This window comes from Paenibacillus sp. MER TA 81-3, assembly GCF_023713585.1.
In the GTDB taxonomy this organism is placed as follows: domain Bacteria; phylum Bacillota; class Bacilli; order Paenibacillales; family Paenibacillaceae; genus Paenibacillus_B; species Paenibacillus_B profundus.
In genome coordinates this window covers 189,860-214,696 of sequence record NZ_JAMAWB010000007.1, presented here as the reverse complement: position 1 = coordinate 214,696, position 24,837 = coordinate 189,860, and the positions used below count along the sequence as shown (strand labels likewise).

The following is a 24,837-nucleotide window of genomic DNA, read 5'->3' as shown; positions in this document are numbered from 1 at the left end:
GGTAGAGTTTATTTACTTTTATATAAGATGGAAACGCGATTATTTTTTTGCATAAAAATAAATTATTTTACATTTTTAGTCGACTTCATAACATGAACAGAAATGGGAACTCAATGACAAAGAAAATTGCTTGGATTACAGACAGCACCGCCTATATTCCTGATGATTTAAAGAATAACCCAGACGTGTATGTGATTCCGTTAGGAATTGTATTTGGTAATAATGTGTTTGACGATGGAATTGATCTGACTACTGAGGAATTGTATCAACGCATCCGGGAAGAGAAAGACATCCCCAAAACGTCACAGCCTCCTATCGGTAAGTTTACAGAGTTGTTCGAGAAATTAAGTATAGATTATGACTGCGCTATTGCCATTCATGTATCTGACAAATTAAGCGGGACACTAGCCTGTTGCACATCAGCTTCAGATTCCGTGCCGCTCCAGGTCGAAGTGATCGATTCTAAATCAATGTCCTATGCTATCACGACGTTACTCTACAAAGGGATAGAACTTGCTGAACAAGGGATCGACTGCAAGGATATAGCGGTCACATTACGACAAGAGGCTGATAAGTCGGAAAATTACATTGTGTTAGGCAGTCTAGAGCAGTTCTATAAGGGTGGGAGAATGACAGGCACCCAGTATTTATTAGGTTCACTTCTCCGCATCAAACCTATCATTCGGATTAATTCAGACGGCGCATTTGAGCTATTTGAAAGAGTGCGTTCAGAGAAAAAAGCCTACTTGCGAATGATTGAACTATTCAAACATGCTTATCATCAAAACAACATTCAACAATTGCAAATTATGCATGGAAATGTTCGTAATAAAGCAGAGGCATTCAAGCAAGATCTCCTGAGCCAATTCCCAGGTCTTGATATTGTGATCGGAGAGATTAGCTCTGCCATTGCCGTTCATGCCGGTGAAGGTACCTTAGCTGTTATTTGGCACAACGAAGAAAAATAGAAAAATGATATATGAGATTTGATTCCCCCATTGCCTTAACCATGAAAACCCCGGCCGTATGAAGGAGGCCACTGAAAAAGTCCACTTAAAGAAAAAGGTATAGTTCCTCAATTTATGAGGAGGCTGTACCTTTTTTCTGTATCCTTAAGATATCAAACTTAGTAGGTGAGTCCGATGATTCAAAACCAACAAACGATGATCTTAAGTCCATTTATGGATATCTATAACCTAGTCGTTCCGAAGGATAATTTATACCAATAGTTGACAAAAAAATTACATTGTATACAATGTAATTTTGAGGTGGAATAGATGTCGGTTGGTTCAAAACCTGGAACTTTCCGCCGTACGGAACTACTGAAGTTTCTACGGAATCAGATGCAAATTATTTAGGAAGCATCCATGTCCATAGAGATGACAGGTAGCGATCCGAGTGATTATGTTAAGGTGAAATGAGTGTTTTGCGACCATTAATGGATGGATGAGTTTGGCGTAACAGATGAAGAGATATACCTCTAGACCCATTCCTGAATAGAACATTTCGATTTGAGACGTTTTATAATTTGATTTTTTATGTCCATATATTTGAGCATGTCTTTCATCAAGTTATGACTAGTGTTGATCAATGTACGTTATTCAGCGAAAGAGGGCAAAGGAATGGATAAATCGAAACTTTATTTCATTTCCGATCTACTACTTACAGTTTTAGTTTTTTATACTATTTGTAGTCTTGTAAGTAGTTTGACGGTAGGATTGCTTACTTCGGTACTTATAGTATTTTTGATAGTCAGACCACTACTAAAAAAGATGTTTAAAATAGAATTTAAATAACTTCCCACAGTGCCTCTCTAAATAATTTATTTATACTCATATGAACATAATCCATATATCACCTAATCACACTTAAAACTCCTTCTTACAATTTTATTAAATTTGGGATCTATTTGATTTTATGGAGTGTTCAAGGTATACGGGTTGTCGATAGCTTAAAAAAAGGAGAAATAATCGTTGAAGAAATATAAAATTATGTTCGCAGTTCTGCTGACATCGATCCTATTCGCATTGGCCGTATCCCAATCAACTGTTCTGCAACGTGCAGCGGCTCGATTTACTGCTTCCATCTATGTCACTTTTCAGTATTACGATATGGATTTGGAGTTTCAAGAAGTAGAGTATGCCTATGGGTTTGGCGGTTATTCTGTTACATATAGAGACAAAAAAAACGGCGAGGCTGTCTCCCTGGTGGTTGAATCCAGTTCTCTGCCCATCGTGGTAGCATATGATTCTCTCGATACTCGGCCTTAACCGGGTTCTGTGCAATAGGTCAAATCATTGGAAACAATAGCATCACGAGAGAGCCTCCCAGTCTATCGTTCAGCTATGTTACACTAGATTAAAGAATAGTATACAGCAAGGAGATAGACGCGAATGAAGCTGGTATCCTGGAATGTGAACGGCCTAAGGGCGTGTGTGAACAAAGGATTTAATGACTACTTCCGGGAGACGGAAGCAGATATATTTTGCGTGCAGGAGACGAAGCTGCAGGAAGGCCAAATTGCCATGGAGCTTGGCGATGAATATGAGCTGTATTGGAATTATGCGCTGAAGAAGGGGTACTCGGGGACAGCGGTTTTCACTAAAATAAAGCCTGTATCGGTACGATATGGGATAGAAGAAGATGAAGAGCCTGAGGGGCGGATCATCACGCTCGAGTTCGAGACTTTCTATCTTGTGAATGTATATACGCCCAATTCCAAGCGAGATCTGTCCCGGTTGGAAGAACGGCTGGAATGGGAAGAACGGTTCAGACATTACGTTCAGCAGTTGGATGCATGTAAGCCTGTCATTATGTGCGGGGATATGAATGTGGCCCACCAAGAGATCGACTTGAAGAATCCGAAGTCCAACTGGAACAATTCCGGGTTTACTCCGGAAGAGCGTGAGAAGATGACCCGATTGCTGGACGCTGGATTTACCGATACGTTCCGGCATTTCTATCCTCAGAAGACAGATGCCTATTCGTGGTGGTCTTACATGCCCAAGGTGAGGGAGCGGAATATTGGCTGGAGAATTGATTATTTCCTTGTCTCTTCAAGACTGAATTCCTTATTAATCGATGCGCAAATCGATTCAAGTATTTTAGGCAGCGATCATTGCCCTGTTATTCTCAATATCGCCGACATTGAAGTGTAAATTCGAGGGCTGATGCTTCCTCTAGCGAGAGGGGGCCCCAGCCTTTGCTTGCGTTAGGACAGTTGTTCGTTCGATACGTTCGTGTCGCCGGAAGGAACCCAGTGGACAGCCGAGCATCCTTCGTATAAAAATGCGGAAGCGCATTGGTGGATGATATTAAGCAACATCAAGACGCTGGCCGAAACCGGAACACGCTAGACTTTGGCTGGTAAAGCCAGGCCTTAAGCACATAGTGAATAATGTAAAATAACCAATCCTCATTCAATGGGGGTTGGTTATTTTGAGTGTAGATGGTGAACTGTTTTTTATAAATATAATCATTTCTAGACGATTGCGTACATAACCATTGCGGGAATCTAATCACGGCGGTATACTGATCATATATTATCTGTACGACACCGTACAGAAAGGAGAGGTCGATGCCCAAAATCGTGGTGACGAAGGAAGAGTGGATCCAGAAAGGCCAGAAATACTTTTCAATCGGGGGAAGTGAGGCTCTCTTGATTGAAAAAATGGCGAGGGAGTTAGGCTGCAGCAAAAGCAGCTTCTATTGGTACTTCGGCAATCGGGAAGAGTTCATTACATGCGTCGTAGACGACTGGGTGAAGCGAGCAACTCATGAAGTGATCGATCATACCCTTACAGAAGGGAACATTGACAACCAGATTAAAAAACTGCTGACAGCGATGTTTTCTACAACATCAGCGGGTGACTTTGTTTTTTATTTGCGGAGGCTAGGACAAGAAAACGAACGATATCAACAATTGTTAGACACGATAGAAAACAAAAGGATTGATTTCATGATCTCTCTTTTGCAGGCAAGAGGGCTATCTGAAAAATCCGCCCAACAAAAAGCGTGTGTAATTTATCACTTCTACTTAGGCTGGTATGAAAGAAATAAACATCGTGAACATTTGGATGACGCCGCCAACCTGGTGGATCTGTTGTGGCAAACCATAATTGAAACGAGGGAGGTGTCTGGATGACAAGTGCATTATCTATTTTTGTAGGCTGCGTCTTCATGGGGTTAAGCATCCTGCATTGGTATTGGATGTTCGGGGGGAAATGGGGCAAGGCTGCCGCTATACCTTACAACGGAAGCAGGCCATTGTTTACTCCAAGGACATTCTCGACTTTTGCAGTTGCCTTGTTATTGGCGTTCGCGTCTGTTATCATCATCGGACTCTCGGGAGGAGCGTTGGCTGTCTTGCCTGAATGGATGTATCGCTGGGGCGGGTGGAGCATCGGAATTGTTTTTTTATTGCGGTCCATCGGCGAATTTCGCTGGGTCGGCTTTTTTAAAAAGAAGAAGGGGACCCCTTTCGCCAGATGGGATACGATGTTATTTTCACCGCTATGTCTTGTATTGGCGGTTTTTGTTTTTATGATCTTACTTTTTGAACCGTAAGGATACTCTTGGTGAGTTTAAACTACGTCATCGATGGATAGGCTTACATCACACTGTTAAAAGCGAATTTTATGCATTTACGTAGGTTCATGATACAATTAAGGTATTCTGAACGATTAAGGATGAGAAAGGTTGCTCGTAAATGCAAGAATTTGAAGACTGGAACCAAAAGGTGAAGAAAACTTTTAATGCTACAAGTAACGAAGTTGTATTAACAGTTATGGAAGCGGGAAAGAAGTTAGGTCTCACTAAAGATCTCATGAAAATATATGTGGATAAAAATAATTTGACCAAGGTTCCAATTATGAGGAGTGTTCATAGGTACCTTTTGTTGAAGAGTGAAATAGATGAAATCGTGCGAAAGGCATAAGCTCTGGGACATCACGCTGCGGCGAATTCATTGTACACAACAAGGTTCGCCTACATCACACATGAAAGAGCCGACCGCATGAGGTCGGCTCTTTGCGTACATATTTTTGAATAGAAGAATAAGGAGTGGGATCCACATGGAAGTAACAGCGCAACAGGTTGCCGAATGGATGGTAGCAGAAATTAAATTCAAAGGAATTGTCTATCAAAGCGATGTGATCGCTTATGTAAAAGCGCATTTCGGAGAAGAGTTTGTGTTTGTGAATGAAAATGGAAATGCGTCGCTTTCCAAAGAAGTGAAGAAAGCATTTCGCAAGCTGCATGGCGGTAAAATAGCATGGGACAGAGACGGCTTCTCCTGGGGGTGGACGTAATATCATTTGATATGTAAGTATATAGAAGATAAGTAGTGAAAGTGCGGAGGAAGAGGGAGATAGGTAAATGGCAAAACAAAAGTACTATGTCGTATGGGTCGGCAATCGGCCAGGCATTTATACGAATTGGACAGAATGTAAAGAGCAAGTGGACGGACGCAAGGATGCGAAGTATAAATCCTATCCTTCTAAAGCGGAGGCGGAACAAGCCTATCGGGAAGGTTGGACCAAGCATTGGGGCCAGAAGGGGTCCGCTAAGAAACAGACACAACCTGCCTCACCCAAGTCCAAAGAAACGATTGATTACGATAGCATTTCAGTTGATGTAGGAACGCAGGGGAACCCGGGGCCGATTGAATATAGAGGCGTGAATACGCAAACCGGCGAGGTCATATTTTCCCGTGGTCCCATTCCGAACGGTACGAATAATTTAGGTGAGTTTTTAGCTATCGTCCATTCCTTGGCTTACTTGAAGAAGCAGGGCAGCACTCAGACCGTATATAGCGACTCCAGAACCGCTTTAAAATGGGTGAGAGAGAAGAAAGTAGCTACGACATTAGAGCGGAATGAATCCACAAAAGAAGTATGGGATCTGGTGGACCGAGCTCTGAAATGGCTGCAGACCAATAGCTATGACAACAAGGTATTAAAGTGGGAGACCCAAGACTGGGGAGAAATTAAAGCTGATTATGGAAGAAAATAGCCATAAGGGCACCATGCCAGGTGCTCTTGTTTGTATTTCGCTCATGTTAAGTTGTTCTTATTAATCACAATAGACAACTTATAATTTACATATTTATTTAATTCAGTCAGGAACAGATCCAATTCCTCATTAGACGGAAACCTGTACTCTAGCAGATAGCAGCCCTCGCCGCTAATTTTGAAGTTGTTCACCAAATAAGAACGTTGTGTCTCGATAAACGAGAGAAAGGGACGGTGATCGAATTCCTTTGTATAAATATTGATAAAGGTATGGACGGGGTTCCCTGCTTTGGCGTGATTCAGCCGAATGGTATATCCTTCGATTACCCCCTCTTCCTCTAGCTTGAGCAAGCGGTTGGCGGTCGCCTGACCGGTCATATGAATTTTTTGCCCCAATTCCTTCATCGACATTCGGCCATTCTGTAATAGCTCTTCCAGGATTCGTCTGTCCGTGTTATCCAGCATTCCTACCAACCTCTTTCATTTTTCAAGTAAATCGCACATTATTCATGATTTGATCGATGTTCCGTGTTATTGCTTACATATTATCCTATAGGAGAATATACTTAAAGGAGGAATTGACCGTGCAGATTAGACAAATACGCAATGCCACTATCGTGTTAAATTATGGTGGCATAACCTTTTTAATCGATCCATTTCTAGCGCGGCAGGGGACATATCCACCGTTTCCAAACACCCCGAATCAAGAACAATGGAATCCGACGGTCGAGCTGCCGATCCCTGTGGATGATATTGTACAAGCCGATGCGGTTATTGTAACCCACCTGCACCCAGATCATTTCGATGCGGCCGCTATCGAGGCGCTGCCGAAGGATATGAGAATGATTGCGCAGTCTGAAAAAGATGCGAAGGTCATAGAGGAAGCGGGATTTCATAACGTGGAATGGTTGGATAGCATATCCGAGATTGGGGAAATTCGGCTGCATCGGACGTCAGGAAAGCACGGGCTAGGCGAGATCGGCAACCTAATGGGCGAAGTATCGGGAGTGGCCTTTTCCCATGCAGATGAACCGACCCTCTATATTGCAGGCGATACCATATGGTGCGACGATGTTCACGCAGCGATTGACGCGCACCGGCCTGAAGTGATTGTCGTAAATGCAGGCGCAGCCCAGTTTCTAGAGGGCGATCCTATTACGATGACGAAGGAAGATGTCTATCGGACGCATATGGAAGCCCCGCAAGCGACCATTATTGTGTCTCATATGGAATCTGTCAATCATTGCTTGTTAACAAGAGAGGAATTGAAAAGCTACATTGCAGACAAGGGGCTCTCCTCTAATATACTCGTGCCTGCCGACGGAGAATCGCTTTCTTTCCGTTCATCGCGTTGAATAGGTAAGCACCCGACCGCATGCGGTCGGGTATTGGAGTCCTATATGCTTGTGATACAACAAGTTATCTTTTCTCAATGGAAAAAGAATGAAAGCGCGTCTCGAAGCCGCCATTCGGGGTCGGGCTGCAGCAATAGATACCTACTTTGACGGGTTGTGGATGCTGGTCTTCATGCAGATGAGCGATTCGGATCTGTTCCCACTCATCAGGGTTACCCTGCGTCTTGGCCGATACGGTATAATCGCCGTTCTTGCGCTCGACTCGGAATGCCAGAGGTTCCGTGACATATGCATTCCGGTAATTCCGAGTGGACCAGTCCGAATATCCAAAATTCGTGACGACCGCTCCCAAGTGTGATGGGCCAACCGGTATATATTCAAGCGATGTCTTCAACCAACATGTGTCCGACACCATTACGAATAGGCCTGCTTGATCATAGGTTGACATGGGCTTCATGCTCAGCGATGTCTCTGCCGTGAAGTCCGTCTCAACCGACTCATAAAAGACATGTCCGTTCATTACTTCGAAGCCATAATGGGTTTTCAACCAAAAGTCGGTTTCGGATTGCGTATGGACGAGCAAAGCATCATCTGTCACGTTCCAATGCTGCGGTTCGTTCATTATCGTAAGCTTACCAACGGAATCAGGGATATAAGATATATTTATCATGGAATTACAGCCTCCAGCTTAATCATTTCATATGTTTCATCGTCCAGCGCGTGCATTCAACTGTACATTGTCCAGTGGGACCCACTGACACTGCGGAGAATAGTCCAGTTCAGCTCTTGAATAGACAAGGCTTACTTCGCGTTCGTGTTTTTCCAGTCCATAAACCGTTGATCGATTACTTCTTTCAACTGAAAATAATTGTCCCACGTATCCTCTACATGATAGAGAGTAGGGGCATCCGAAAATGTATCTTGATAGTCTTCTAAATAGGTGCCATTCTCAAAATCAAAATAAACCGTTGCAAATCGATTTCCCTCATCGCTTAACATATCATCGGCCAGAACCCCGTCCCATTTTATATAAATCTGTGTTCCGGTTAGTTGTCTTTGCTTGAAAGCCGCAATATCTTCTTCGGCATCTTCCTCGAAATCAATGCTATATAACCCATGCTCTATCATCCATCCTAAAAACAAACCAGTATGGACAAATGCTTGCTCGTTAGGCAAATCTGCGGGAAAATCACCGTCGTAATGATATTTAGCCTTGTCGTAGACGCACGTATCCGACATTTCGTTCATCTCCTCTGCAACTATTGGAAACGTTTCGTTTAGATTAAAACGCAATGTTTTCCAGTATTATAGAACATCCGTTCGTGAATATCAAATACAAACTGTAAAAATAACCGTCATACGTATTTTTTTAGAAGATGTGCTTTTTTAAATCATATTTTTGATTGACTAATTAATCAAAATTAATTACGATTGCCTTATGAAGAACACTTCTGTCAAGGAGGATGAGCACCATGTCGCCCAGAGTGGATGAACAGAATCAGCAAATTCGTGATAAACGCAAACAGCAGCTGCTGGCAGCCGGAGCGAAGGTATTTGGAGAGCGGGGCTATGCAGGCACGAAAGTCAGCGATATTGTAGGGGAAGCTCAGCTAAGCCACGGCTTGATTTATCATTATTTTTCTTCCAAGGAAGATATATATATGGAGTTAGCAAAGATGGCATTTACTACTTCCTATGACACGATTCATCAGGCTGTGAACAGCAATGGAAGTCCTTATGAACGTCTAAAGGCAATGACGGAAGAGATTCTTGCTCACACCCGGGAGAGCGGTTATTTCTTTCTGATCGCGCTGCAAACCAATACGTCCAAGACGGTCCCGGAGCAGGCATCAGCGATCTCAGCAGAATATTCGGCCAAGAGCCTGAAGTTGCTCACGCATCTGTTCCAGCAAGGTCAGAAGCATGGGGAATTCATCAAGGCGGATCCATCACAGCAAGCTCTTATGTACACTTCGATGCTGAACGGTGTTGTGTTTACCCGGTTAACCTATCCGTCGTTGGAACGCTTTCCGCAAGTAGATCAAATCTTGAGAGCTTTCATTAATACTTCGTCTGTAAAGGAGTGAGTTGATGGATACGAAGGTTTCATCCATATTTAGAAGCGATAGTATGCGAGCACACTTTACAGCTGCTTATGACCAAGCGCTGAGCGAGTGGCCAGTTTCTTACGAATCCTGCTTAGTTACAACTGACTTCGGAACTACTCATATGATCAAATGCGGCAATAAGTCGAATCCGCCTCTGCTGCTCATTCACGGAATGACCGCGACTTCTCTCATGTGGAGCGCAAACATTGCCGAATGGTCCAAGGACTATTATGTTCATTGCATTGAAGTCCCTGGAGACTTTGGCAAAAGCACGCTCGTCAAGCCGCTATCAAGCAGAGCAGCAGCAGCGCAATGGCTGTTGGAGCTGGTCGGGGAGCTGCATTTGGGCGCGTTTCATTTATTGGGGCATTCCATGGGCGGTTTTTTGTCTTTGAATTATACGGTAGCGCATCCGTTGCGGGTACGTTCGCTGGGGCTGCTGGCACCTGCCGGCTCCTTTGCGCCGCTGTCAAGGATGTTCTATGTAAAGATGTTCCCTGCTGTGATGTTCCCAATACAGTGGTTTATTGATCGCGCATTCAAGTGGTGCATGTCGAAGCATAATAGTCTGGAGCTGCTGCCAGAGTCTTACAGAGCGCTCCTTGCAGCGAGCTACCAGAGCTGCGCTCCTCGGCTCGGGCTGCTTCCTGCCGAATTTACAGAGGGAGAGCTATCGCAGCTTCCAGTCCCTACCTTATTCGTGGTCGGGGAAGACGAAGTCATTTACCGCCATTCCATCAAGACGGTTCAAGCGAAGGCGAGCCTCATTCCCGATGTCACAATCGCAACCATCCCTAGGGCAGGGCATTTCTTAAGTATCGAACAGAAACAACGGATTAACGAGCTTGTCATTGAATTTCTCAGGCAACACCCTATCAGCACCCACAATGTATAGGACTAGGCAGTGTCACAGCCATATTCGAGAGGGGCACTATCGTTATGGATAAACTATCGATCGGCCGAATGGCAGAATTGAACCACACTTCTGTCCAAACACTGCGCTATTACGACAAGCTGGGTCTGCTAAAGCCTGAGTACGTGGAAGAGAGTACCGGTTATCGCTACTATGCGATTAAACAATGCGCCAGACTGGATATGATCAACTATATGAAGTATTTGGGCATGTCGTTGGACAACATTAAAGCTTGGCTCGACACCGAGGATGTCGAATCTATCCCTGAGATGCTGCGACAGCAAGCGGTTCTCATCGAGCGCAAGATGAAGGAACTGGATCAGATGAAAAAGGCGGTCCATGTCAGCATCAAAAATTACGATACCTATATGAACGCCCCGGGTGACGGACATATCGTTCTGCAGCGTGTTCCGGCACGCAAAATTTATTGCTACGACAGCAAGGTTAATATTTATGAAAATACGTTGGAGACGTACGAATACATACTGCGGGAGTTGCGCGCACAGGCGATCGTCAACCATTTGCCGATGGCTTATTTTTGCAATGTCGGCTCCATTATCCGTCAAGAAGCGATTGAACGGGGACAATTCGTATCGACAGAAGTTTTTTTGTTCGTAGATCCCGATTTTGAGATGCAAGCAGGTGTTGAAATCATCCCGGAATACGACTACTTGTGCATCTATTGCGATAGTTTCTTTCATGAACGTGAGTACGCGGGCAAGTTGTTCGACTATGTTCAAGAGCATGGCTACGAAGTGATTGGGGATTACATTTGTGAAGTAGTGGTGGAGCTGCCGATATTTCATCATGACGAGCGGAATATGTTTATGAAATTACAAGTTCCTATCAAAAGGGATTGACTCTATAGTAACTATAGAGTTTATGATAAGGACATAGGAGCTCCCAAGTATCAATTGCATAATAGTTTGTGAAATATATAACAATATAGGAGGTTGTCCACATGAAGGAAAAAATTAGAGTCATTCAATACGGCTGCGGTAAAATGGGACAGTTTTTTCTGAGATATCTGTATGAAAAAGGTGCGGAAATCGTAGGGGCAATCGACGTGAATCCGAACGTCGTCGGCAAAGACGTGGGTGAGGTTGCAGGCTTGGGCGTGAAGTTGAATGTGCCTGTCCGTTCCGATGCCGAGCAAGTATTCATGGAATGCGATGCACAGGTTTGCATTATTTCGACGACAAGCTTGCTGACAGATACGTATGGCGCTTTTGAGCTGGCGGCTCGTTATGGCGTGAACGCGATTAGCACGTGCGAAGAGGCGTTTTATCCATGGACAACCTCTCCGGCGCTGACCAACCGTCTGGACCGGCTTGCCAAAGACAACAATTGCACCTTAACCGGATCTGGTTACCAAGACGTGTTCTGGGGCAATTTAATTACGGTATTGGCGGGAGCGACGCATCAGATTGCTAGAATTGAAGGCATGTCCAGCTACAATGTCGAAGAGTACGGCATCGCGCTTGCGGAAGTTCATGGTGCGGGCTTGACGATTAAGGAATTCGAGGAGAAAATCGCGAGCAACAACGATCTTCCGTCCTTTATGAGAAACGCCAACGAGTGGCTGTGCTCACAGTTCGGATGGACGATTAAGTCGATGGATCAACAATTGATTCCAATGACGCACAATGAAGATCTTCATTCAACTACGCTTGGCAAAACGATTCCTGCAGGCGATGCCACTGGCATGTCCGCCGTCGTCACGACCGTTACCCATCAAGGTCCAGTCATCGTAACGGAATGTATCGGTAAAGTATATGCCGAGGACGAAGTGGATCATAACGACTGGGTTATCAAAGGCAAACCGAAAACGGAGGTCAACATCTCTTGCCCAGCAACGGTGGAGCTTACATGCGCGACTGTCGTCAACCGGATTCCAGATCTGCTTCAAGCTCCAGCAGGCTTCTACACAACCGAAAAAATGGAACCGGCCCAATATCGTACGTATCCGCTTCATTACTACGTAAAATAAATCGAATTCTGCAAAGGCGACAGCTTATCACTGTCGTCTTTTTTACGTCTGCCCCCGTCCGCACATTTAGGTTTACTTTTCCCCTGAAAAAGAGAAAATATGATTATAGCAAGACGCAGAGGTTGGATCGATATGTATGCATGCAGCCCTATGATGCACCAAAATATAATAACACACGTACACTAACCTATACTATGAACATACATCAGTTGGAGGATAATCAGTGATAGTTATTTCGGACAGTGATGTAGAACAAGTAAATAAGGTAACGCTGTCGGATATAGAAAGAGAAATATTGCAAAAGAAGAAGGCAAGTCCAGTCATATATCGATATGACTCTCCTGAAGCTTTGGAGTTCGAGTTGAAAACGAGATCTAAAATTGTGAAATCGGCCACGGATTTAGATGCCAGTGGTGTAAGATTCGCCACGTTTAAAGACTCCCAATGCAATAAGCGGTATTGGTCTCGCACAAAAAATGGAGGTTTCGGATTGAAAAGTGGCGTGTTACCATCTGATGGGATAAACGATATTTTTAAAAACGGGTATCGCTATGCGTTTGAATGTGCGACTGCAGTGGTCATTATTTTGTACAAGGCAGTGCTCGATGTTATCCATAAGGAAGCATTCAATACTTATTTTACAGAGCTGTTCTTATGGGGTTGGAATGTTGATAGCAACCTGCGATTAATTTCAGTCAATAATAAAAATGAAGCTTATTTAGGGGATATACTTTATTTCGAAAATCCTGACTATCTTCCCGAGACGCCGGAATGGCAAGGGGAGAATACCGTCATGCTGGCCAATGACCAGTATTATGGACACGGAATAGGGATAGAAACGTCGGAGGGAATCATTTCCGCCCTTAATAGCAAAAGAAAACCAGGCAGTATGACATCGGCTTACCTGTCCGAACGTGTGCTTCATCCGGATTTTCAATCATTGCAAAAATTAACTGTAAGGGGAAACCCTTTGGCAGCACAAAATAAGTATTCAGTAAACGCCATCGTTGCCAGAGTGGGGGCGAATACTTACATTTACTGAAATAAAGGTTAGCACGACCAGAATGGGCACCTCAAGCTAAAAGCGAAAGGCGTCTGTTCGCTGCGAATTTCCGAGAACGGGACATAGGTATACCAATTCGAATCATTGCTGAGTTTGAAAGATAAGCAAGGTTCCGGAAAAATATAATTGAATTCGATCCCCGGCCCATGGGCCGGTTTTTTTGCGTTGAGGTTTCGCCGCTGCGCGCAGCGATATGAGCCGAAGCGTGCAGGCGGAGAAGCCCGCCTCCGCCCAACATGCGCCAACCCTTTAGGGCAGCGCCTGTTTGACTTATCACCCTTTTTCACAGCGCTCTGGTCAAGCTGCATAAGAACCGAAAATATGCGTAGTTATGCCGCCTCAAGGGAGCATCGCGGCAGCATTCATCGAAGCCCAAGCCGTCTCCTTAAGATATGGTTAAGAAATCCGCCGTGAATTTGTCACAATTTATTCAGAAAATACGCAACATTTTCCTGCTCTCGTACGTCTAATTATGAAGGGAAAATTTTCTTATGGCAAGATGAAAGTAAACTGGGAGGATGAACACGTGAGAAAGTTATTATCTGGAATTGTGGCAATGTCACTGGTATTTTCTTTAATACTGCCGACCACACAATTGAATGCGGCAGCCGCCATTTCCGTCTATGTTGACGGATCGAAGCTGGCGATGGATCAACCGCCCGTGCAGTCTAGCGGACGGGTACTGCTGCCTATGCGAGCCATTTTTGAATCATTGGGCGCAAGAGTGTATTATAACTCGAGAACGAGAACGGTGACGGGAAGCAAGGACGGCACGACCGTTGTGCTGAAGCTTGGCTCCAAGTCGGCGACCATCGACAATATGAACGTAAGCTTGGATGTGCCGGCCAACACGCTGAGAGGCAGAACGATGGTGCCTGTCCGCTTTGTCAGTGAGGCATTGGGCGCCTTGGTTAGCTGGAACGAGAGAGGCAAAACGGTTACAATTACGACTCCGGACCGACCAAGCACACCGGATAGACCGGATAATTCGGATAATGTAAGCGGAGTATCCAACGTATACGCGAAAGTGATCGGACAACAGGGAGATGGAAGCGACTTGAATGTCAGCTTCTCCAAGGCGCCGTATGAATACAACGTGGATCACTACCGCATCATGGTGGTCAAATCGTCGAGCTCGTCTTCCTTCAATTTGTCGAAGGCTCGCTCCGTGTCTTCCAACAATTATACGACGGCTTATCCGCAAGGCGATGATCCGAGCGTGCGGCTGGATTCCCGCGCGCGCGACGTGGACGGGGATTATATCCGCAACAACCAAACGTACAACGTATACGTGGTGACGGTTGGCAAGAGAAGCAGCCAGATGGCGCTTTCTTATCCGTCCTCACAGATTTCGCTGTCTGACAACGGCGTGTCGGCGGCGAGCAATGTTCAAGTGCGCGATGTCGCGGACTATGGCGACGGACGGGACATGAATGTAAGCTTTACGAGACCGCAAAATGATAACAATATTTCGAACTACCGCATTATGGTCGTGAAGACCAGAGACGCGAACCGATTCGATACGTCTACAGCGAACGGAGTGTCCAGCCAGAACTACTCGACGGTATCCAAGTCGAGCGGCACGACGTTGACATCAACGCTAAGCTCGACAGCAAGAGACACTTCGGGAGATTATATCCGCAATGGAGTGCCATATACGGTATTTGTGTTGTCGGTCAGCAATACGAATTCGTACTCGAATAAGTTGTCTTCAGGATCTGCCTCGATGACATTGGGTCAATCGGTCGGCTTGCCTGTCATTACGAAGGTCAGCGATGTAGGCAACTATGGAGATGGCCGTGATTTACAGATTAGCTTTAATCAGGCATCCGACGAATCGAAAGTAAGCTATTACCGGATTTTTGCCGTGAGATACCAAGATGCCAACAGCTTCGATCTGACGGAAGCCAACAAAGCATCTTACGGCAGATACCATGACGTGTCTAAGACCGGATACAGCATCACGACTACGCTTCCTTCCAGCATGCGGGATGTGCATGGATCCTCTATCCGTAATGGAGAAACGTACCGCCTATTCGTCATGGCGGTGTCCAATAGCGGGGGGTCCTATAACAATGCGTTGTCAACCGCTTCGGATACGATTACGCTGTCGAACAACAATATCGTCAGCGGCGTAACGAATGTTACGGCCAGCGACGTGAGCGACTACAACGACGGCCGCGACCTGCGTGTGTCGTTCAACCGGGCTTCGGATGAATCGGACATCAGCCAATACCGCATCATGGTCGTGAAGGCATCCAATGCGAACCGCTTCGATCTATCGGCGGCGAACAACGTATCGAGCTATAATTATACGGCCGTGAGCAAGACCGGAGGAAATATTAGCTTGGCGCTGAATTCCAATGCAAGAGATGTGGACGGATCGTCGATTAGGAACGGTGTGAGCTACCAAGTATTCGTGTTGTCCGTAGGCCGAGGCAGCTATAACAATGCGTTGTCCAGCTCGTCCGGAACGATTACGTTGTCGAACAATTCGACGGTGCAGGCGGCAACGAACGTGTCGGCCAGCGACGTGAACGACTACAACGACGGCCGCGACCTGCGGGTGACATTCACTCGTGCCGCTGATGAAGCGAACATTAACCATTATCGCGTCATGGTTGTGAAAGCCGACAAGGCAGGCTGGTTCAGCGTTTCGGATGCGAATAATGTGTCCAGCTGGAATTCGACAGTCGTGAACAGAACAGGCGGCAACCTTGGCCAGACGCTGGCTTCCGATGCCAGAGACGTTGATGGCGATCGGATTCGCAACGGCATCAGTTACCGTGTATTTGTATTGTCCGTAAGCACGGGCAACCAGTCGAGCAACGCTCTGTCGTATCAATCCCCGGCGATTACGCTTGGGGGCACGACTGCAGTGGATGTCGCTGGTAATGTAGCGGCGAATGTGACGGGCAGCCATGGCAGTGGACGCGATATCGAAGTAAGCTTTACGGCACCTTCCAACGAATCGAACGTTGCTGAATACCGTATCATGGCTGTTCGTTCAGACCAAGCGTATGCGTTCAATCTGTCGAATGCCAATAATGTCTCCGCCTCGAACTATACGAGAGTATCGAAACAGGGCGCATATGTCCGTCAGCAATTAACAGACTCGACTCGTGATATATACGGCGATGTGATTCGAAAGGGCGTGCCGTACCGCTACTTTATTTTGACGGTGGCTGATGGAAGAACAGGCACGGGCAATGCGCTGTCATCCTCGTCCGGAGATGTCACTCTCGCTGCTGATCAATCTGTACCGGTCGCGAGCAATGTATTTGCGTCAAGAGAGGGAAACAACGACTTTAAAGTTTATTTCAACAAACCAAGCAATGACAGCAGCATCACATATTATGCGGTAATGGCGGTTCCTGTCGGCGACGCTGGAAACTTCACGCTGACAGAAGCAAACCGGGTGAACTCGGATGCTTACAAACTGGTGAGTGTTTCAGGCGACAGTACCGTATGGTTTAGTACATCTGATAGGGATGCATTTGGCAATCTGATCAGAAGCGACGTTGCTTATAAAGTCTTCGTCATGTCCGTTGCGGACGGACGTAATGCGACCGTTAATGGTTTGTCTGCATCATCCAACGAGATTATTACAGGTGACGGCTATTAAAAAAAGGTGAGTTTGCTCACCTCCGCATCAAGTGGACCATATCAAGAGCCTCGGAATCTATTTCCGGGGCTCTTTTTGACTCGCGATGTTAACCGTACTCTTAGAAAGCCTCGAAAGGGGAGGAAGACAAGATGGATAACATGACGAGGGTATACACAGTGAACAATGGAATAGAAGGCAAGTCAGAAGGTGCAGGGGCTTATAAGCGTCGGATTTAATAAAGACGATGATACATTCTGGCTCGGATCCGGCCGCCATGGCCGGACCATTCCCTGAAGGCATCCGATTATATTAAAGTACAGTATGGATATGAGATTTTCTCATCCGAATGGTGGAATCTAATCGGCAAGATGGCCGACAACATGAATGAAACGAGACAAAGCATGGTGACGGTTCCGCTTGATTTGATCCTTTTCGGCGACGGAACGGCATTGGATGACGACGGAAATTACACGTTCGGATGGGATAAGTTTGATAAGTTCGTCGAAACATTCGTCGAACGTGGCAGCGGCAGCTCCGGACTGGGCTCGACAGGCGGTCCGTTCCGCTTATGGGCTAGGCCTAGTGCAAGGCCGCTCGGGTGAACAGTTCGCGCCAATAGGGCTCGCAACGAGAGCGGAAAGCACGAAAGCGATGCATCAATTGTGGACGATGCTTCAGAAAGATTAATACGCTAGCGCTAGATTAATCCGGGAGGCTAATCGGGAGCATTAATCGGGAAGACTTGATTAGCAAGAGCTAATCCGGCCGGGGACACCGAACAATCTGAGCTTGGGTAACCGAGCGCAGTGCCGGACGGCAATCGCATGAACTTAATTTGAAGATAGCAAACAGAGGTAGTAGATTTTAAACAGAAGATACGAAATTCAAGATACAGGCCTCGGGATAGCTTAGGATTCCGGGGCTTATTTTTAAGAAAGAGAAGGATATGTAAAACACGAAAAGGGTGGAGTGGGGAAAGACGGAGAGATGACGCCCTGTGATATAAATACAAATTGGACGCCCCCGTCTGATGATTGCAGTTGATTCTGGCCCTTGCTAAATTGTCACGTTTCCCCTTCGTTTTGTCACCATAATCGATTACATGAATCGGCAGAAAAAAGTAAAATATACTTATATGACGGGTTACACTTTGTCTCATATGAGGCTAAGGAATCAATACAACCTTACACCGCATATTCAAATATATAACTGGAGGTATGATATTTGATTATAACTACAACTTCGACTATACAAGGCAAAGAAATTGTGGACTACATTGACGTTGTCGCTGGAGAAGCGATTATGGGCGCCAATGTGGTGCGCGATATTCTGGCTTCCGTTCGCGATATCGTAGGTGGTCGCGCCGGAGCGTATGAGAGCAAGCTGAAGGAAGCGCGCGACATTGCCATGGAAGAGATGAAGAGCTTGGCAAAGCAAAAAGGGGCGAATGCGGTCGTCGGCATTGACGTAGATTACGAAGTCGTGCGCGAAGGCATGTTAATGGTCGCGGTCAGCGGAACGGCAGTCGTTGTACGCTAATATGAGATGATATTGAGATATTGTGTATTGTGAGTGAGGGGACACCTGATAGGTGTTCCTTTTTATTGTGTCGTGATCGTTGATGGCTATTGGATTCTGTCCAACGAAATGTGCGTACAGGGCTGGTAACGTGGTGATCCACTGGAAATGATCCAGCAGAATCATACTCAAACGGCTGCTGATAAGAGGAAGGTCGCAATTAGACTGGATGTTTTCCAATGGAAAGGTGAGTTTGCGCTTGAGGACAGTCAAATGACTGTACATTATCCAATGGAATGGAGTGGTTGGCGGGAAGAGTTGCAGGAACAGGCCGTTTGTCCGCTCACGTTCAATTTTCTATCCTTCCATCCACTCTCCCCGGGGCTCAGTCACCCGTCGGAAACCTCAACGCCGTGTGCTCAGTCCTATCGTAAGGTTCCGCCTCTGCGCGTTCAGTGCTCATCGTGAAGCCCCCACCGCGGCACGTTCAGTGCTCGTCGTGAAGCCCCTGACGCTGTCACATTTACATTCGCTGTAAATTACCACTCGCTACAGGTGTTACTCGTGCGGACTCCACGATAAGCGTAGCTCCAAGGTTAATTCGCGGAAACTCATATGTTAGGATGAGGCGACTTCGAGCTAATTGTTAGGGGTAACTGAGGGATGTATCTTTTAAGTGTCGTGATCGTTGATGGCTATTGGATTCTGTCCAACGAAATGTGCGTACAGGGCTGGTAACGTGGTGATCCACTGGAAATGATCCAGCAGAATCATGCTCAAACGGCTGCCGATAAGAGGAAGTCGCAATTAGACTGGATGTTTTCCAATGGAAAGGTGAGTTTGCGCTTGAGGACAGTCAAATGACTGTACATTATCCAATGGAATGGAATGGTTGGCGGGAAGAGTTGCAGGAACAGGCCGTTTGTCCGCTCACGGTCAATTTTTCATCCTTCCATCCACTCTCCCCGGGGCTCAGTCACCCGTCGGAAACCTCAACGCCGTGTGCTCAGTCCCTATCGTAAGGTTCCTCCTCTGCGCGTTCAGTGCTCATCGTGAAGCCCCCGACGCGGCACGTTCAGTGCTCATCGTGAAGCCCCCGACGCGGCACGTTCAGTGCTCATCGTGAAGCCCCCGACGCGGCACGTTCAGTGCTGACGTGAAGCTCCTAACGCCGCACGTTCAGTCCTCATCGTGAAGCTCCTAACGCCGCACGTTCAGTCCTCATCGTGAAGCTCCTAACGCGGCGCGTTCAGTCCTCATCGTGAAGCCCCCGACGCGGCACGTTCAGCCCTCGTCGTGAAGCCCCCACCGCTGCACGTTCAGCCTTTTGCCTGAAAGCCCCCGCCCCTGCATCGCCTCAGGTGCTGCTAGAGCGCGTGCTGGCTGGCAAGCCTAGTCTCCGCCAGCAAAATCCCGCATCGCCTCAGGTGTCGCTACAGCGGGCTTCCCACTACAACTTCAAACGCTCAGCCTACTGGGAAAGCCCCTGCACCGCCCGCTGAGCCCTCGCCTGTGGCCCCCCGCAGCGTCACAAATGCCGCCAGAGCATGCCTCCCAACGGCCTCGCAGGCCTCGCCTCCGCTGCAAGCTCTGCCCCACAGGCACCGCTTGTCCGAGCCCCATTTTGCAGCAGCCCTTTGCTCCCATTCTACTCAGCCCGCAAGCGAGCTCTGCAATTCCACTCCGTAAACGTGCTCTACAAGTCTGCTCTACAAGCCCGCCCCGCAATCCTGCCCGGTAAGGGCCCGATGACAGACTCCCGCTGCCATTTGTTCAAAATGGTTGCAACGACAGTTCGGTCGTAGGACAATGGACTAAAGGGAGATGTAATAGGGAGGCCACAAAATGAGCATGAATTTGGACAATCCAATGACGATAGAGTTAAAGAGGCATCTGGAGGAGCGAGAGCTAACCGCGGCAGAACACTATTTGCTCTCTGCGTGCAAGCAAGGAGTTCGGCTAGACTTGGTGCAACGGGATGAATACGAACATACGGGCGGCTCGCGCGTCGGCGGGCACCCGGATCTGCCGGAGCATACGGCTTGGCCGGTGATGAAAGACGGAACGAAGATGACGTTCCTCGCCCAGCTTAATCTGGCGGAAATTGCGCCGCATGACAACGCCCAATTGCTTCCGCAGCAGGGGATGCTCTATTTCTTCCTCGGCATTGACGAGCCGGCTTACAACATCGAGCACCAGGTCATTTACGTAGAACAGGCCGGAACGCTGCAACTGCAGAAGCCAGATGGCATTACCGCACTTCAGGACGAGGACGAGGACAGAGAAGAGTTCCGGCCATACACGGTAAGCGCGCGCTCCTCGCTGGAGCTGCCGAACTATGCGTATGCGGATGAGGAAGCTCTTGACCTCGAGGATATCGAGAGCTATTACGATCTGGTCGACGAATTGGCCGATAGCTCGTCGCGCAATTGGGGCTGCATGTTCGGCTATCCGGTTGGACAGCACGACGACGCGGAAGTGGAAGCGGCATTGATGCTGCTCATGAACGAACATTATGATTACAGCGCGGAACGTTCGCTGGAGAAACTGACGACGAACTTCGGCGGTGATCGGGAGCGTGCGGAACAGGAAGTGAAGGATACTGTCATGCTGCTTGAGATCGATAGCAGCGATCCGGTTGGCTTTCTATGGTGGGACTGCGGGGTCATTCACTTCTTCATGCGCAAGGAAGATTTGCTGAAGCGCGATTTTTCCCGTACTTACTGCTCGCTGTATTCGAGCTAAATACCCCAATGTAGTTTTTTTCAGGAAAGGTGAGAGGGTCATGCAACAAGAACGCATACTGCTGGTGGAGGACGATATTTCGATTGTTGAAATGCTGACCAATCATTTGGCTAAGGAAGGGTTCCACGTCACGGCGGCGTACAATGGGGAAGAGGGAGTGACAACGTTCCAGCAGAAAGCCTTCGATATGATTGTGATCGATCTGATGATGCCCAAGCTGGATGGCATGGAAGTGATCAAGCTGATTCGGGCGACGAGCTCCATCCCGATCTTAATTATGTCAGCCAAGGACAGCGACGTGGACAAAGCATTGGGATTGGGTTTCGGAGCGGATGATTACATTGCCAAGCCGTTCTCCCTCATTGAGATGACGGCACGAATCAAGGCGGGGATCCGTCGCGCCACGGCGTATACCCATCCCGTCCAGCAGGAGGAACGCAGAAATGTGCTTACGTTCGAGCAGTTGACAGTCGATCTGGACAACTTCTCTGCCATGAAGCGGGACGAGGACATCAAGCTGACATCCAAAGAGTTCGATATTTTGAAATTGTTCATTACGAATCCGAATCGCGTATTCACGAAAGCGCAAATTTACGGCTTCGTATGGAATGATGACTATATGGGTGATGAGAACGTCATTAACGTTCATATACGGAGACTGCGCGAGAAGATCGAGGATAATCCGTCCGAGCCGCAATATATTAAGACGTTATGGGGAATTGGATACAAGTGGGCGGGCCATTAATATGACGATAGCACTGGCCGCCATCGTCGCCGTCCTGCTGGGCATCATCGCCATGCAATATGCGTTCAACCGAACGAGAACCGCGAGCATTCGTCGTCTTCATGAGCAGTTGAACCGAATTGTCAACGGCGGCACAGGGGAGAAGCTGCTGCTCGTGACGGATGATCAGGAGCTTATACCGCTGCTCGTCGAAATCAACCGCCTTTTGGAGCGCAACCAACAATCATTGGCCAACCACGCCAAGACGGAGATCGCAATGAAGAAAATGATTTCCAACATATCGCACGATTTGAAGACACCGTTGACCGTTGTGTTGGGCTACTTGGAAACGGTAAATCTGGACGGACAGATGAGTCAGGAAGAACGGGCCTCCATGCTGTCCAAAGTGCAGAAAAAGACGCTTGAAGTGTTAGAGCTCATTCATAAATTTTTCGATTTGGCGAAGCTGGAGTCGGGAGATAAGGACATTCCGCTGACTAGCATCCATCTCAACGAGATTTGCCGGACGAACATGTTGGCCTTTTACGACGTGTTGACGGCGAGAGGCTTCGAGGTTCATATTGATATTCCTGATCAACCGCTCTATGTAATGGGAAATGCCGATGCGCTTGATCGGATATTGAACAATCTGATTTCCAATGCGATTCAGCATGGGGGAGACGGCAATGCAATCGGACTTGCGCTGCGAAAAGACGGAGACTGGATCCGTGTAGAGGTGTGGGATAAAGGGAAAGGCATTAAAGAGCTGCACCGGGATCAGGTATTCGAACGGATGTACACCCTCGAGGATTCGCGGAACTCGTCGTATCAGGGCAGTGGTCTGGGCTTGACGATCACGAAGCGGCTGGTCGAGAGCCTAGGCGGGACCATCCATCTGTACAGCAAGCCGTATGAGAAGACTGTCTTCTCATTTGCCTTGAAGAAAATACGCTATTAGATTTATACAATCTTCCCGGTGCTGACAAGTTAACCTTTTGAACATGCACGATGAGCCGGCGATCCAGCTTAAGAAATTCGTAAGAATCGGGTAAGAAAAAAGAGAATTTCACTCCTTACAATAAAAGATAAGTGAAGGAGCGAAAGGGGAAACAATCATGACCTGCCTGTTGAGAACCAACCAACTAACGAAGACGTTTCAAGGCAAAGAAGTCGTCTCGAATGTCAATATGAATATTCAAAAAGGGGAGATTTATGGATTTCTCGGACCGAATGGAGCCGGCAAGACGACGATTATGAAAATGATTACGAATCTGGTGAAGCCGACCGCCGGCGACATCGAATTGTTCGGGGAAAAGCTGACCGATACTTCCTACCATCTGCTGGGAAGAATGGGCACCATAATCGAATATCCGGTCTTCTATGACAAGCTGTCAGCCAGAGAGAATCTGGAGCTGCATTGCGAGTATATGGGGTATCACAACAAGCAAGCCATCGATGAAGCGCTGGAGCTGGTCAAGCTGACGAATACCGGCAGCAAAGCAGTGAAAGACTTCTCCCTCGGGATGAAGCAGCGGCTCGGCATCGCAAGGGCTATTACGACGAAGCCCGAATTACTCATGCTGGACGAGCCGATCAATGGTCTCGATCCAGTCGGGATTAAAGAAATTCGCGACTTGTTCAAAATGTTGAGCAAGGAATACGGCATCACGATATTGATTTCCAGTCACATCCTGGGGGAAATTGAACAGATGGCGGACACGATCGGCGTTATCAACCATGGCAAGTTGATCGAGGAAGTGTCGATGGAGCAGATCCGGGAGAAAAATACGGAGTATATCGAATTTACGACGAACGATTGTAAAAAAGCGGCGTTTCTGCTGGAGAAGCATCTGGGAGTATCCAATCTGCGCGTAATGGACGATCATATCATCCGTGTGTATGATCCCTCTGTACCACAGAGCTCAATTACGAAGACGTTAGTCATGAACGATGTCGTCATCGAGTCGATTCACAAAAAGAACAGTTCGTTGGAAGACTACTTCCTGTCCTTGCTGAATGGCGGTGGCATCGTTGCGTAAGTTAATGAGCCTAGAACTGAAAAAATATAAGATCGGCGGGTATATTCGCGGTGCTCTTATCGCGAACGTCGCCATTCTCGGCATGGTGCTGCTGATGATCTATGGAGCTGAATATGCGGATGAGACCGTCTTTGCCTCCTTTTCCGAAGTATTCATAGGTATCGATATGTTTGTGAGAGGCACGTTTATCGTGTTCGCCGCCGTGTTATTGTCGCGCTTCATTATTGATGAGTTCAAAAACAAGTCGATTACGGTGCTCTTCATGTATCCGATTAACCGGAAAAAGCTCATTCTGGCGAAGCTGATCATCGTCTTCCTGTTTACGTTCCTATCCATCATCATCTCCGACTTGTTAGTTAGCGGCGCTATACTGGCAATCAATGAGTTTACTCATAAAATGAGCGAGCCGCTGACGGCCTCCATCATGACGGAAGCCTCGATCAGCTTCGGGATGAATGCGCTGGCAGCCAGCTGCATGAGTCTCATTCCGCTATATTTTGGCATGAGAAAGTATTCAACGGTGACGACCATCACCACTTCCTTGCTTATCATAATGATCGTCTGTTCGAATAATGGCGGGGTATCGCTCAATAACATCATTATTATCCCTATTACGCTGGCCATCATAGGCGTCTTCGTCGCTTATGCCGCGCTCAGAAACATTGAGCATGTCGACGTTATCAAATAGAAGGAACGAAAGAGCGCTCATTATGGGCGCTCTTTGTTATGAATCTCAATGGAAGAAGCTTCGGATATAGAACGAC

Annotated in this window: 25 protein-coding genes; 22 read left to right on the top strand and 3 right to left on the bottom strand. The window is 47.1% G+C overall.

The features are described from left to right. Positions 1-113 precede the first annotated feature (113 nt). From M3650_RS12130 to rnhA, 8 genes are all read left to right on the top strand, one after another. Positions 114-968 (top strand): DegV family protein, encoded by an 855-nt coding sequence (locus M3650_RS12130; protein ID WP_251575026.1) that lies wholly within the window; start codon positions 114-116, stop codon positions 966-968. A gap of 1,005 nt (positions 969-1,973) precedes the next feature. Beyond that, on the top strand, positions 1,974-2,270 hold the full coding sequence (locus M3650_RS12125; RefSeq protein ID WP_251575025.1) for a hypothetical protein: 297 nt from the start codon (positions 1,974-1,976) through the stop codon (positions 2,268-2,270). Positions 2,271-2,393: 123 nt separating this feature from the next. Then, a complete protein-coding gene (locus tag M3650_RS12120) occupies positions 2,394-3,158 on the top strand; it encodes an exodeoxyribonuclease III (protein WP_251575024.1) in 765 nt (254 codons plus the stop codon). Positions 3,159-3,577: 419 nt separating this feature from the next. Further along, the gene (locus M3650_RS12110) at positions 3,578-4,144 is read left to right on the top strand and encodes a TetR/AcrR family transcriptional regulator (protein ID WP_251575022.1); all 567 of its coding nucleotides are present in this window, start codon (positions 3,578-3,580) and stop codon (positions 4,142-4,144) included. Next, entirely contained in the window at positions 4,141-4,566 is a 426-nt protein-coding gene (locus M3650_RS12105; protein WP_251575020.1) for a DUF3995 domain-containing protein, read from the top strand. The genes M3650_RS12110 and M3650_RS12105 overlap by 4 nt, the downstream gene beginning before the upstream one ends. A 142-nt stretch (positions 4,567-4,708) precedes the next feature. Next, entirely contained in the window at positions 4,709-4,936 is a 228-nt protein-coding gene (locus M3650_RS12100; RefSeq protein WP_251575019.1) for a DNA-binding protein, read from the top strand. 136 nt (positions 4,937-5,072) lie between these two features. Next, on the top strand, positions 5,073-5,309 hold the full coding sequence (locus M3650_RS12095; protein WP_251575018.1) for a DUF6953 family protein: 237 nt from the start codon (positions 5,073-5,075) through the stop codon (positions 5,307-5,309). Between the two features lie 67 nt (positions 5,310-5,376). Continuing rightward, positions 5,377-6,012, top strand: a complete 636-nt coding sequence (gene rnhA / locus M3650_RS12090) for a ribonuclease H (protein WP_019419799.1) — start codon at positions 5,377-5,379, stop codon at positions 6,010-6,012. A gap of 41 nt (positions 6,013-6,053) precedes the next feature. Here the strand turns inward: rnhA and M3650_RS12085 are convergent, their stop codons facing one another. Beyond that, a complete protein-coding gene (locus tag M3650_RS12085; RefSeq protein WP_251575017.1) occupies positions 6,054-6,476 on the bottom strand; it encodes an Lrp/AsnC family transcriptional regulator in 423 nt (140 codons plus the stop codon). Between the two features lie 119 nt (positions 6,477-6,595). Between M3650_RS12085 and M3650_RS12080 the strand changes: the two genes are divergently transcribed. Further along, positions 6,596-7,366, top strand: coding sequence for an MBL fold metallo-hydrolase (locus M3650_RS12080; protein WP_251575016.1), 771 nt, complete (start codon positions 6,596-6,598; stop codon positions 7,364-7,366). A gap of 64 nt (positions 7,367-7,430) precedes the next feature. Here M3650_RS12080 and M3650_RS12075 read toward each other — a convergent pair whose 3' ends face one another. Next, positions 7,431-8,033, bottom strand: a complete 603-nt coding sequence (locus M3650_RS12075) for a DUF1349 domain-containing protein (protein ID WP_251575183.1) — start codon at positions 8,031-8,033, stop codon at positions 7,431-7,433. Positions 8,034-8,167: 134 nt separating this feature from the next. Then, a complete protein-coding gene (locus tag M3650_RS12070; RefSeq protein ID WP_251575007.1) occupies positions 8,168-8,605 on the bottom strand; it encodes a DUF7832 domain-containing protein in 438 nt (145 codons plus the stop codon). 233 nt (positions 8,606-8,838) lie between these two features. Between M3650_RS12070 and M3650_RS12065 the strand changes: the two genes are divergently transcribed. The 13 genes from M3650_RS12065 (at position 8,839) to M3650_RS12005 (ending at position 24,761) form a co-directional block, all read left to right on the top strand. After that, positions 8,839-9,453, top strand: coding sequence for a TetR/AcrR family transcriptional regulator (locus M3650_RS12065; protein ID WP_251575005.1), 615 nt, complete (start codon positions 8,839-8,841; stop codon positions 9,451-9,453). A 43-nt stretch (positions 9,454-9,496) separates the two neighbouring features. Beyond that, entirely contained in the window at positions 9,497-10,369 is an 873-nt protein-coding gene (locus M3650_RS12060; protein WP_251575004.1) for an alpha/beta fold hydrolase, read from the top strand. 44 nt (positions 10,370-10,413) lie between these two features. Continuing rightward, positions 10,414-11,247 (top strand): MerR family transcriptional regulator, encoded by an 834-nt coding sequence (locus tag M3650_RS12055; RefSeq protein ID WP_251575003.1) that lies wholly within the window; start codon positions 10,414-10,416, stop codon positions 11,245-11,247. 101 nt (positions 11,248-11,348) lie between these two features. Further along, complete coding sequence (locus tag M3650_RS12050) at positions 11,349-12,377, top strand: NAD(P)H-dependent amine dehydrogenase family protein (protein WP_251575000.1); 1,029 nt, start codon at positions 11,349-11,351, stop codon at positions 12,375-12,377. A gap of 223 nt (positions 12,378-12,600) precedes the next feature. Next, complete coding sequence (locus tag M3650_RS12045; RefSeq protein WP_251574999.1) at positions 12,601-13,419, top strand: protein-glutamine gamma-glutamyltransferase; 819 nt, start codon at positions 12,601-12,603, stop codon at positions 13,417-13,419. Between the two features lie 547 nt (positions 13,420-13,966). Then, complete coding sequence (locus M3650_RS12040; RefSeq protein ID WP_251574994.1) at positions 13,967-17,065, top strand: copper amine oxidase N-terminal domain-containing protein; 3,099 nt, start codon at positions 13,967-13,969, stop codon at positions 17,063-17,065. A gap of 435 nt (positions 17,066-17,500) precedes the next feature. Continuing rightward, positions 17,501-17,734, top strand: coding sequence for an S-layer homology domain-containing protein (locus M3650_RS32595; RefSeq protein WP_369011115.1), 234 nt, complete (start codon positions 17,501-17,503; stop codon positions 17,732-17,734). Between the two features lie 537 nt (positions 17,735-18,271). Continuing rightward, positions 18,272-18,586, top strand: a complete 315-nt coding sequence (locus tag M3650_RS12030; RefSeq protein ID WP_251574989.1) for a heavy metal-binding domain-containing protein — start codon at positions 18,272-18,274, stop codon at positions 18,584-18,586. A gap of 1,824 nt (positions 18,587-20,410) precedes the next feature. Beyond that, complete coding sequence (locus M3650_RS12025; protein WP_251574987.1) at positions 20,411-21,310, top strand: YwqG family protein; 900 nt, start codon at positions 20,411-20,413, stop codon at positions 21,308-21,310. A gap of 40 nt (positions 21,311-21,350) precedes the next feature. After that, the gene (locus M3650_RS12020) at positions 21,351-22,055 is read left to right on the top strand and encodes a response regulator transcription factor (protein ID WP_285848421.1); all 705 of its coding nucleotides are present in this window, start codon (positions 21,351-21,353) and stop codon (positions 22,053-22,055) included. 1 nt (position 22,056) lies between these two features. After that, positions 22,057-22,992, top strand: a complete 936-nt coding sequence (locus M3650_RS12015; RefSeq protein WP_251574985.1) for a sensor histidine kinase — start codon at positions 22,057-22,059, stop codon at positions 22,990-22,992. Between the two features lie 157 nt (positions 22,993-23,149). After that, positions 23,150-24,073, top strand: a complete 924-nt coding sequence (locus tag M3650_RS12010; RefSeq protein ID WP_019420807.1) for an ABC transporter ATP-binding protein — start codon at positions 23,150-23,152, stop codon at positions 24,071-24,073. Further along, positions 24,066-24,761 carry an ABC transporter permease gene (locus M3650_RS12005; RefSeq protein ID WP_251574983.1) on the top strand — a complete coding sequence of 232 codons (696 nt, stop codon included), beginning with the start codon at positions 24,066-24,068 and terminating at the stop codon, positions 24,759-24,761. Before M3650_RS12010 ends, M3650_RS12005 begins: the two co-directional genes overlap by 8 nt. Positions 24,762-24,837 lie beyond the last annotated feature (76 nt).

Excerpts from the sequence above, each read along its gene's own strand:
- M3650_RS12130 (WP_251575026.1), top strand. The coding sequence starts at position 114 with ATGACAAAGAAAATTGCTTGGATTACAGACAGCACCGCCTATATTCCT.
- M3650_RS12120 (WP_251575024.1), top strand. The coding sequence starts at position 2,394 with ATGAAGCTGGTATCCTGGAATGTGAACGGCCTAAGGGCGTGTGTGAAC.
- M3650_RS12110 (WP_251575022.1), top strand. The coding sequence starts at position 3,578 with ATGCCCAAAATCGTGGTGACGAAGGAAGAGTGGATCCAGAAAGGCCAG.
- M3650_RS12105 (WP_251575020.1), top strand. The coding sequence starts at position 4,141 with ATGACAAGTGCATTATCTATTTTTGTAGGCTGCGTCTTCATGGGGTTA.
- M3650_RS12100 (WP_251575019.1), top strand. The coding sequence starts at position 4,709 with ATGCAAGAATTTGAAGACTGGAACCAAAAGGTGAAGAAAACTTTTAAT.
- M3650_RS12095 (WP_251575018.1), top strand. The coding sequence starts at position 5,073 with ATGGAAGTAACAGCGCAACAGGTTGCCGAATGGATGGTAGCAGAAATT.
- rnhA (WP_019419799.1), top strand. The coding sequence starts at position 5,377 with ATGGCAAAACAAAAGTACTATGTCGTATGGGTCGGCAATCGGCCAGGC.
- M3650_RS12085 (WP_251575017.1), bottom strand. The coding sequence starts at position 6,476 with ATGCTGGATAACACGGACAGACGAATCCTGGAAGAGCTATTACAGAAT.
- M3650_RS12070 (WP_251575007.1), bottom strand. The coding sequence starts at position 8,605 with ATGTCGGATACGTGCGTCTACGACAAGGCTAAATATCATTACGACGGT.
- M3650_RS12065 (WP_251575005.1), top strand. The coding sequence starts at position 8,839 with ATGTCGCCCAGAGTGGATGAACAGAATCAGCAAATTCGTGATAAACGC.
- M3650_RS12060 (WP_251575004.1), top strand. The coding sequence starts at position 9,497 with ATGCGAGCACACTTTACAGCTGCTTATGACCAAGCGCTGAGCGAGTGG.
- M3650_RS12055 (WP_251575003.1), top strand. The coding sequence starts at position 10,414 with ATGGATAAACTATCGATCGGCCGAATGGCAGAATTGAACCACACTTCT.
- M3650_RS12050 (WP_251575000.1), top strand. The coding sequence starts at position 11,349 with ATGAAGGAAAAAATTAGAGTCATTCAATACGGCTGCGGTAAAATGGGA.
- M3650_RS32595 (WP_369011115.1), top strand. The coding sequence starts at position 17,501 with ATGACGACGGAAATTACACGTTCGGATGGGATAAGTTTGATAAGTTCG.
- M3650_RS12025 (WP_251574987.1), top strand. The coding sequence starts at position 20,411 with ATGAGCATGAATTTGGACAATCCAATGACGATAGAGTTAAAGAGGCAT.
- M3650_RS12020 (WP_285848421.1), top strand. The coding sequence starts at position 21,351 with ATGCAACAAGAACGCATACTGCTGGTGGAGGACGATATTTCGATTGTT.
- M3650_RS12015 (WP_251574985.1), top strand. The coding sequence starts at position 22,057 with ATGACGATAGCACTGGCCGCCATCGTCGCCGTCCTGCTGGGCATCATC.
- M3650_RS12010 (WP_019420807.1), top strand. The coding sequence starts at position 23,150 with ATGACCTGCCTGTTGAGAACCAACCAACTAACGAAGACGTTTCAAGGC.